Below are 9,168 nucleotides of genomic sequence, written 5' to 3'. Positions count from 1 at the left end.
GCGCCGATGGTAGTGTGGCATTCGCCATGCGAGAGTAGGACACTGCCAGGCACCCAATACAAGAAACCCCGCTCACTCGAGCGGGGTTTTTTATTGCCTTAAAATCAGTGCGTTGACTGATAATTGAGCTTTAACACTCCTGCAGTTTGACGATGAGCTCCCTACTCTCCCAAAACCTCTCCCCCTTTTCTGTTCGATATTTATCCATCGGTGCGGCGTGCTGGATATAAAAAGCACAGAATGTGATGACTCTACCTTTCTTGTGATGCCTGCTCTGCTTTAATTCGTCTGCCCACGTTCGATGGGCCAAGGAATCACAATAATCTGAGGAATGGACACATGTTCAAAAGAACAGTAACGATGATGCTGGCGGCGGGAACCCTGGTATTAGGCGGTTGCGCATCCAATGGCGGTGCAGAGCAGGCTGCAGACAACAGCGACTTCGGTGGCAAGTCCATCTACCTGCGGGGGGAGATGAACGACTGGATGGCGACCGATGAGAGCAAAGTGGTCAAGGTGGCCGACAAACTCTACATGGCCAAGGGAACACTCAAGAAAGAGTGGGCTCCCTACAAGTTCAAGTTCGCCGACTCCGGCTGGAGCTGTGGCACCAACTTCGGCTACAAGAGTCCGAGTGACGGCGTCGCCGTGCTGGGCGGAGAGCCTGTGCCGGTCAACCCCTGCTCCAAGTATGAGGACATGAAGTTCTCGCCGGATGCCGATGGTGTCTACGAGTTCTATCTGAATATGGCGGGTGAGACGCCGAGCGTGTACGTCAAGAAGCCCTGAAATTCCTCCTCCCGTTAAATTCATCGGGAAATGAACCGGTTAAATGCCCTGGCCCAAATATCTGCTGGCCGGGGCATTTTTTTAGGATAGAATCGGCGCCCCGTGAGAGAGATACTATATATAGTGCTATATGGTTAACATAAGACCTATTGGTTGTGTTTTTGACTCTGTCATGACGTTGTTGCATTCACATAAGGTGGCTTGAAAATGGCTAAATCCAACCCTGTTCTGGAGAGTGGACCCAACTCTGCCCTCATCCCCATGCAGGAAACCTCCCTCGAGATCTGGGACAGCAAGTATCGCCTCAAGAGCAAGGATGGGGCGCTCATCGACGGCACCATAGACGAGACCTATCAGCGGGTTGCCCGTGCGCTGGCGGCCCAGGAGAGCGAGCCCGATGCCTGGTATGAGCCCTTCCTGTGGGCCCTGCGCAATGGCGCCATCCCGGCGGGTCGTATCACCTCCAATGCAGGGGCCTTCGAGCACAAGCCGGCCACCTCGACCATCAACTGCACCGTCTCCGGCACCATCGAAGATTCGATGGATGACATTCTCGGCAAGGTGCACGAGGCCGGCCTGACCCTGAAGGCGGGCTGCGGCATCGGCTATGACTTCTCGACCCTGCGTCCGCGCGGTGCCTTCGTCTCCGGCGCCGGGGCCTATACCTCGGGCCCGCTCTCCTTCATGGATATCTACGACAAGATGTGTTTCACCGTCTCGTCGGCGGGTGGCCGTCGTGGCGCCCAGATGGGCACCATGGATATCCGCCACCCCGACGTGATCGAGTTCATCCAGGCCAAGCGGGAAGATGGTCGCCTGCGCCAGTTCAACCTCTCCCTGCTCATCACCGAAGAGTTCGTCAAGGCGGTGAAAGAGGATGCGCCCTGGCGGCTCATCTTCCCCTACACCGCCAAGGAGGTGGAGCAGGACGGCATTGCCCTGGACGATCCCGAGCAGGTGATCTGGGCGGACTGGCCGAACAAGGAGGGAGTGGTGATCAACGCGCTGGGGCAGGTGGCCTGCAAGGTCTACAAGACCCTGCCTGCCCGCAAGCTGTGGAACGTCATCATGACCTCCACCTATGACTATGCGGAGCCCGGTTTCATCCTGATCGACAAAGTGAACGAGATGAACAACAACTGGTTCTGCGAGGAGATCCGCGCCACCAACCCCTGTGGTGAGCAGCCCTTGCCCCCCTATGGCGCCTGCCTGCTGGGATCGGTCAATCTGACCAAGTTTGTGCGCGAGCCCTTCACCGAGCGGGCCGCCTTCGACTGGCCGGCGTTTCGCAAGGTGGTGGCCATCTTCACCCGGATGCTGGACAACGTGGTGGAGATCAACCAGCTGCCTTTGCCCAGGCAGCGCGAGGAGATCACCGCCAAGCGCCGCCACGGCATGGGCTTCCTCGGGCTGGGGTCCACCCTCACCATGCTGCAGATCAAGTACGGCTCTGCTGCCTCCGTGGCGTTTACCGAGCAGGTCTCCCAGGAGCTGGCCATGACCGGCTGGCAGGAGTCCCTGGCGCTGGCGAAGGAGAAGGGCCCGGCCCCCATCATGGAGCAGGAGTTCGAGGTGACCGGCAAGATGCTGCGGCTGCGCCCCGAGATGGCGGCCGATGGCATCAAGCTCGGCGACAAGGTGAAGGGCAAGGTGCTGCATGCACGCTACAGCCGCTATATGCAGCAGGTGGCCGAGGTGGATCCCGCCCTGGTGGCCGCGCTGGCCGAGGTGGGCGGGCGTTTCACCCACCACAGCAGCATAGCGCCGACCGGCACCATCTCTCTGTCGCTGGCCAACAACGCCAGCAACGGCATAGAGCCGAGCTTCGCCCATCACTACAGCCGCAACGTCATCAAGGCGGGCAAGAAGAGCAAGGAGAGCGTGGATGTCTACTCCTTCGAGTTGCTGGCCTATCGCGAGCTCGTCAACGCCGGCGCCATGCCCTACACCGAGGATGAGGCCTGCCGTCTGCCGGATTACTTCATCACCGCCGACGACATCAGCCCGGCCCAGCACGTGGACATCCAGGCCGCGGCCCAGCGCTGGATAGATTCATCCATCTCCAAGACCGCCAACGTACCGACCGACTTCCCGTTCGAGCAGTTCAAGGACATCTACATGTATGCCTCGGACTCTGGCCTCAAGGGCTGCACCACCTTCCGCTTCAACCCCGAGGCCTTCCAGGGGGTGCTGGTGAAGGAGAAGGATCTGGAGAACACTCAGTACGAGTTCACTCTGGAGGATGGCTCCGTCATCACGGTGAAGGGGAACGAAGAGATCGAATACGATGGCGAGCTGCACACCGCCGCCAACCTCTACGACGCCTTGAAAGAAGGCTATTACGGCAAATTCTGAGAACAGATTATGGTCAAGAAGATCGACAGGAAAATCGTCGCCTACAAGGTGAAAACCCGGGATGAGCCGCAAGAAGCACCGGCTCCCCAGGATGACGTGGTGCACATGCACGAGACGGTGCTGCGTCCGGAGCGGCTGATGGGCACCACCTACAAGCTGAAGACGCCGGAGCATGTCTCCGAGCACTCGCTGTTCATCACCATCAACGACATCATTCTCAACGAGGGCACAGTCCACGAGACGCGCCGTCCGTTCGAGATCTTCATCAACTCCAAGAGCCTGGAGCACTACCAGTGGATAGTGGCGCTGACCCGCATCATCTCGGCGGTGTTTCGCAAGGGCGGGGATGTCACCTTCCTGGTGGAGGAGCTGAGGTCCGTGTTCGATCCCAAGGGGGGCTACTGGAACAAGGGCAAGTATGTGCCGTCGCTCATCGCCGAAATTGGCAACGTGATCGAGACCCATCTCACCGAGATCGGCATGCTCAAGGCCACCGGGCTGGATGAGCACCAGCAGGCGTTTCTGGCCGAGAAACAGGCACAGATCCAGGCCGAACAGGAGGCTGACGCCCAGCAGTCAGGCAGCGGCTTCCCGGCCAGTGCGGCGCTCTGCTACAAGTGCCACACCAAGGCGCTGGTGCAGAAGGATGGTTGCATGACCTGCCTCAACTGCGGTGATTCCAAGTGTGGCTAATGGGGCCCACAGGAGCATAAATCAGCTTAAAAGACCGGCCTGTGGGCCGGTCTTGTTTATTGATTGCTTTATATACAGTCAGTTAGGACGGGCAAGGGAAATGTTGCACACCGGTAAATTCGGGCGTAGCGTGAGGGGTAATAAAACTGTCACGGCCGTGTGGTTTCAATGACATCTGAGATTCACACACGTGGCACCTTCAGTGCCAAGGAGGATGCTTATGGACAACACGGACCGAAAGCTGTTTATCCTGGATACCAACGTTCTGCTTCACGAACCCCTCGCCATCTACTCCTTCAAAGAGCACGACGTGCTCATCCCCATGACGGTGCTCGAAGAGCTCGACAACATCAAGGATCGCCAGAAGGACGTCAGCCGTGATGCCCGCATCGCCATCCGAGCCCTGGAAGACGTGTTCCGCGATGCGACCCCGGAGCAGATAGTGCAAGGGGTGGCGCTGGCCGGCGAGGCGAGCGGTCGCATCTCCATCTTCAGCGATCACCATCTGCCCCAGGATGCCGAGGTGTTCACCGACAAGGAGGCGGACAACCGCATCATCAACGCGGCCCTCTACCTGCAAAAGCACGAGATGAAACGCCAGGTGGTGCTGGTGACCAAGGACATCAACATGCGCCTCAAGGCCAAGGGGGCGGGCCTTGCCCACGTGGAGGATTATCGCAGCGACCAGCTGATCGACGACATCCGCCTGCTGGCCAAGGGCTTCCAGGTGGTGCCAGGCAGCTTCTGGGAGCGGGTTGGCGAGTGCGACAGCGAGACCCATGGCCGCGACACAGTCCACGTGATCGACTCGAACCTGCTGGAGGGGGTGCACGTCAACCAGTACCTGCTGGACGAGGAGAACTTCTTTGCCGCCAGGGTGCTAAGCCACGACGGCAACAAGATCCGCCTCAAGGATCTGGGCCGCGAGCGGCTGATGTCACGCAAGGCCTGGGGGGTGCATCCCAAGAACATCTATCAGGGCATGGCGCTGGACGCCCTGCTGGATCCGCACATCGATCTGGTGATCCTGACCGGCCCGGCGGGCTGCGGCAAGACCTTGCTCGCCATGGCGGCGGCCCTGGAGCTGGTGATCGAGAAGGGGATCTACGAGAAGGTGATCGTCACCCGCAACACCCCGGAAATTGCCGAGAGCATCGGCTTCCTGCCCGGCACCGAGGAGGAGAAGATGATGCCCTGGCTGGCGGCGGTGACCGACACCCTGGAGGTGCTGCACAAGCAGGACGAGAACATGAGCGGGTCTCTCAGCTACATCATGGAGAAGGCCAACATCCAGTTCAAATCGGTCAACTTCATGCGCGGGCGCAGCATCCAGAACACCTTCGTGCTGCTGGACGAGTGCCAGAACCTGACCGCCTCCCAGATCAAGACCATCATCACCCGCTGCGGCGAGGGGACCAAGATCGTCTGCTCCGGCAACCTGGCCCAGATAGACTCCAACTACCTGAGCCCGGTGACCTCGGGTCTGACCTACATAGTCGAGCGTTTCAAGGACTTCGACGGCAGTGCCAATATCTTCCTGAACGGCGTGGTGCGCAGCCGGCTGGCTTCGTTCGCCGAGGAAAATCTCTGATTCAACGCAATCTCTGCATGAGAAAGGGGAAGCCGGACGGCTTCCCCTTTTTTGATCCCGTTGCCGTCATTGCCTATGTGTATGGCCAAGGTAGCGCAGCAGCTTGTTGGCCATCCACTATGGAAATAGAGCGCGACCAAGGTAGCGCAGCAGCCCGGGGTGCTCGCTGTTCTGCAGTATGTCCGGTTTACCCTGCAGGGTGATGCGGCCTTCGTCTACGAACAACACCTGATCGGCGATCAGCTGGGCATCTTCCGGGGTTATGCCAGGGGGAGACCATCCACTTGTTGGCCATCCACTATGGAGATAGAGCGCGGCCAAGGTAGCGCAGCAGCCCGGGGTGTTCGCTGTCTTGCAGTATGTCGGGTTTGCCCTGCAGGGCGATGCGGCCTTCGTCCACGAACAGCACCTGATCGGCAATCAGCTGGGCATCTTCCGGGTTGTGGGACACCATGAGCACAGTGATGCCCTGCTCGCAGGCGAGGCGGGCCACCTCGGCCAGCATCTCCCGGCGCAGGGCGGGATCCAGGGCCGAGAAGGGCTCATCCAGCAGCAGCAGGGGTTTTCCCCGCACCAGGGCGCGGGCCAGCCCCACCCGCTGTTGCTGGCCGCCGGAGAGCTGCTCCGGCAGGCGGCTCAGCATGCCTCCAAGGCCGACCCGCTCTGCCCCCTGTTTCACCTGCTCGCGCTGGGCCTCGCTCAGGCGCAGGCCAGGGTGCAGGCCGATGGCGATGTTGTCGAACACCGACAGATGCAGGAAGAGGTTGTGATCCTGAAACAGTGTGGTCACCGGCCGCTCGGCGGGGCCGAGCGGCAGCAGATCGACACCATCGAAACTGAGACGGCCGGACTCCACCGGCACGAAGCCGGCGATCATGCCGAGCAGGGTGGACTTGCCGGCACCGCTCGGCCCTATCAGGGCGGTGATCTCCCCCCTGGGCAGGGTGGCGCTGAAGCTGACGCGCCAATCCGGGTAGCTGGTGACCAGCTGATCAATGTTCAGCATGTTGTCTTCTCCAAGAGGCCGCTTGACCAGCCAGAACAGCCGCAGAAACGGTAGCGCAGGGTTTGTACCTCAATGCTCGCCATTTTTTCCTCCAAGACCCCGCTCAACCAGCCAGAACAGGGAGAAACAGAGCGTGAGCAGCAGCAGGGCAGTGGCGGCCGCCTCGGTCAGTCGGTAGCTGCCGAGTTGCTGATAGAGCAGCCAGGGCAATGTGGTAAGGGCCTGGCTGCCGAACATGGCGATGGCGCCGAGATCCCCGAGGGACAATATCATGGAGAGCGCCATGGCGAGCGCCAGCGGGCGGCGCAGCAGAGGCCACTCCACCAGTCGCAGGCGATGCAGACCGCGCACTCCAAGGCTGTCCGCCAGCCGGTCGTACTGGCGCACCACCAGTTGCATGGGGGCGCTGAGGGTACGCAGCACATAGGGCAGCGCCATCAGGGCGTTGACCAGCACCACCAGCCAGGGGCCCAGGGCAAAGACGTCGACAAAGGGCATGAACATGATGAAAAGACCGGTGGAGAGCACCACTGCCGGGATCATCAGGATCATGGAGCCGCTGGCCTCCCACAGGGCGGCGGCCCGCCGCTTGCGCCCGCGCACCCTCAGGTGGCGGCTGGTGAGCAACAGACCGGCGCCGAGCAGGGTCGCCAGCGACCCGGCCGCCAGGGCGATGGCCAGGGACTGGCCGCCCGCCTGCCACAGCGCGGGGGATGCAAGCGCCGTCAGCAGGCCGGGGTTGAAACCGGCCACGACTATGGCCAGCAGGGGCGGCAGGAAGATGGCGAGCCCGGTGCAGAGCGCCACGGCATCCACCAGGCCTGTCCCCGGCTGATGGCGATCCGGCCTCAGGCAGGGGCGGCGGCTGGTGAGACGGCTGGCCGGGGTGGTCTGCAGTCGGTGTTGCAGCAGGAGCAGGGCGACGGTCAGCAGCAGCTGTACCAGCGCCAGACCGCCCGCGGTGGCGAGATCGAAGTCAAAGCGCAGTGCCTGATAGACGGCCACTTCCAAGGTGGTGGACTTGGGGCCGCCGCCCAGCGCCAGCACTGTGGTGAAGCTGGTGAAGCAGAGCATGAAGATGAGGCTGGCGAGCCCCGGCAGTATGCCGCGGATGAGCGGCCACTCCAGCAGCCGGAAGATGTGGGATGAGCGCATGCCGAGCTGGCTGGCGAGGCGCCATGAGGTCTCGGGGACGCTCTCTATGCTCTGCAGTATGAGGCGCGCCGCCAGCGGCATGTTGAAGAACACATGGGCCAGCAGTATGCCGAACAGGCCGTACAAGTAGTTGCCGGGATCCAGCCCCAGACCGCGCAGCAGCTGTGGCAGCCAGCCCTGGCGGCCGTGCACCGCGACCATGCCGAAGATGGCGATGATGACGGGCAGCACCAGGGAGAGGCCGAACAGCTTCAGCAGCAAGGCCCGGCCGGGGAAGCGGCGCCGCGCCAGGGCACGGGCCACCGGAATGGCTACACCCAGGCTCAGCAGGGTGGAGAGCAGGGCCTGCCCCAGGCTGAAGCCCAGCACATGGCGCAGATAGGGATCGGCCAGCAGGGTGCGGGGAGACAAGGTGCCCGCCTGCCACAGCAGGGCCGCGAGCGGCCCGAGGGACAACAGCAGGATCAGCAGGGTGGCTGCACTGCCCGGCAGCCACCAGAGGGGACGAGAGCCTGCGTTCACTGGGTGACGGCTTGCAGCCATTCACGGATCCAGTTCTTGCGATTGGCGGCCACGTCATCAGAGGTGAAGCTCAGCGGCTTGGCGACCGTGATCATCTGCTCGAAGCCCTTGGGCAGCGGCTGGTCTATCACCGGGTACATCCAGTTGCCGGCAGGGATCTCCTGCTGGAAGGCGGGGCTGACCATGAACTGCAGGAACTGGTCCGCCAGCTTGTCCTGGGCAGCGCTTTTCAGCTTGGCGGCCACTTCCACCTGACGGTAATGCCCCTCTGCGAAGGCGGCCGCCCGGTACTGGGGCTTGTTCTCGGCGATCAGGTGATAGGCGGGGGAGCTGGTATAGGAGAGCACCATGTCCGCCTCGCCGTCGAGGAACATGCCATAGGCCTCGGACCAGCCCTTGGTGACGGTGACCGTCTTTTTGGCCAGCTGTTCCCAGGCTGCGGGGGCCTGATCGCCATAGACGGACTTCATCCAGAGCATCAGCCCCTGGCCCGGGGTGGAGGTGCGGGGATCCTGATAGATCACCTTGAGATCCTGGCGTTCCACCAGCTCTTTCAGGCTCTTGGGGGGCTGCTTGAGTTTGTCCTTGTCGTAGACGAAGGCGAAGTAGCCGTAGTCATAGGGGACGAAGGTGTCATCCTGCCAGCCACCCGGCACCTTGAGGGCGTCGAGCCTGGTGTGATGAGGGGCGAACAGGCCGCTCTGCTTGGCCTCGCTGACCAGGGCATCGTCCAGCCCCAGCACCAGGTCTGCCTTGCTGTGCTGGCCTTCCAGCCGCAGCCGGTTGAGGATGGCGACACCGTCTTCCAGGGCCACCAGATTGAGGGTACAGCCGCACTCCTTCTCGAAGGCCTGCTTGATCTTGGGACCCGGGCCCCATTCGGCGGCGAAGGAGCCGTAGGTGTAGACGGTGAGGGTGTCGGCGGCAAATGCCTGGGCAGAGAGCAGGCCGGTCGCGAGCAGCAGCAGGGTCTTCATCAATGGCACTCCTGTGGGTACTGAGGTGCCATGGGCAGCGGTCTGCTCATCAATGGCACCTTTCTTGTGGTGAGGGCCAG

The 9,168-nt window shown here is 61.8% G+C and carries 7 protein-coding genes and 1 pseudogene; 4 read left to right on the top strand and 4 right to left on the bottom strand.

Annotated features, from left to right (window positions below; translation table 11 throughout):
* Window positions 1-339: 339 nt before the first annotated feature.
* The 4 genes from HB860_RS15485 to HB860_RS15470 all read left to right on the top strand — a co-directional run bounded on the left by HB860_RS15485 (window position 340) and on the right by HB860_RS15470 (window position 5,428).
* Window positions 340-789 carry a pullulanase gene (locus tag HB860_RS15485; RefSeq protein WP_025328176.1) on the top strand — a complete coding sequence of 150 codons (450 nt, stop codon included), beginning with the start codon at window positions 340-342 and terminating at the stop codon, window positions 787-789.
* Between the two features lie 207 nt (window positions 790-996).
* Entirely contained in the window at window positions 997-3,144 is a 2,148-nt protein-coding gene (locus HB860_RS15480) for an adenosylcobalamin-dependent ribonucleoside-diphosphate reductase (protein WP_247627225.1), read from the top strand.
* Between the two features lie 9 nt (window positions 3,145-3,153).
* Complete coding sequence (locus HB860_RS15475) at window positions 3,154-3,837, top strand: NrdJb (protein WP_247627224.1); 684 nt, start codon at window positions 3,154-3,156, stop codon at window positions 3,835-3,837.
* Window positions 3,838-4,057: 220 nt separating this feature from the next.
* The gene (locus HB860_RS15470) at window positions 4,058-5,428 is read left to right on the top strand and encodes a PhoH family protein (protein WP_139435097.1); all 1,371 of its coding nucleotides are present in this window, start codon (window positions 4,058-4,060) and stop codon (window positions 5,426-5,428) included.
* A 117-nt stretch (window positions 5,429-5,545) separates the two neighbouring features.
* On the opposite strand, the pseudogene HB860_RS15465 reads toward HB860_RS15470, so the two are convergent.
* From HB860_RS15465 to thiB, 4 genes and pseudogenes are all read right to left on the bottom strand, one after another.
* Window positions 5,546-5,686, bottom strand: a pseudogene (locus HB860_RS15465) (thiamine ABC transporter ATP-binding protein); the annotation flags it as partial.
* Between the two features lie 40 nt (window positions 5,687-5,726).
* Window positions 5,727-6,434, bottom strand: a complete 708-nt coding sequence (gene thiQ / locus HB860_RS15460) for a thiamine ABC transporter ATP-binding protein (protein WP_247627223.1) — start codon at window positions 6,432-6,434, stop codon at window positions 5,727-5,729.
* Window positions 6,435-6,503: 69 nt separating this feature from the next.
* Complete coding sequence (gene thiP, locus HB860_RS15455; protein ID WP_247627222.1) at window positions 6,504-8,132, bottom strand: thiamine/thiamine pyrophosphate ABC transporter permease; 1,629 nt, start codon at window positions 8,130-8,132, stop codon at window positions 6,504-6,506.
* Window positions 8,108-9,088: a thiamine ABC transporter substrate binding subunit gene (thiB, locus tag HB860_RS15450; RefSeq protein WP_139435091.1), complete on the bottom strand. Its 981-nt coding sequence runs from the start codon at window positions 9,086-9,088 to the stop codon at window positions 8,108-8,110. The genes thiP and thiB overlap by 25 nt, the downstream gene beginning before the upstream one ends.
* Window positions 9,089-9,168: the final 80 nt, after the last annotated feature.

This window comes from Aeromonas genomosp. paramedia, assembly GCF_023093515.1.
In the GTDB taxonomy this organism is placed as follows: domain Bacteria; phylum Pseudomonadota; class Gammaproteobacteria; order Enterobacterales; family Aeromonadaceae; genus Aeromonas.
This window is presented reverse-complemented; position numbering and strand designations above follow the sequence as displayed.

Bases quoted from the DNA above. Each gene is read 5' to 3' on its own strand.
- HB860_RS15485 (WP_025328176.1), top strand. From the start codon at position 340: ATGTTCAAAAGAACAGTAACGATGATGCTGGCGGCGGGAACCCTGGTA.
- HB860_RS15480 (WP_247627225.1), top strand. From the start codon at position 997: ATGGCTAAATCCAACCCTGTTCTGGAGAGTGGACCCAACTCTGCCCTC.
- HB860_RS15475 (WP_247627224.1), top strand. From the start codon at position 3,154: ATGGTCAAGAAGATCGACAGGAAAATCGTCGCCTACAAGGTGAAAACC.
- HB860_RS15470 (WP_139435097.1), top strand. From the start codon at position 4,058: ATGGACAACACGGACCGAAAGCTGTTTATCCTGGATACCAACGTTCTG.
- thiQ (WP_247627223.1), bottom strand. From the start codon at position 6,434: ATGCTGAACATTGATCAGCTGGTCACCAGCTACCCGGATTGGCGCGTC.
- thiP (WP_247627222.1), bottom strand. From the start codon at position 8,132: ATGGCTGCAAGCCGTCACCCAGTGAACGCAGGCTCTCGTCCCCTCTGG.
- thiB (WP_139435091.1), bottom strand. From the start codon at position 9,088: ATGAAGACCCTGCTGCTGCTCGCGACCGGCCTGCTCTCTGCCCAGGCA.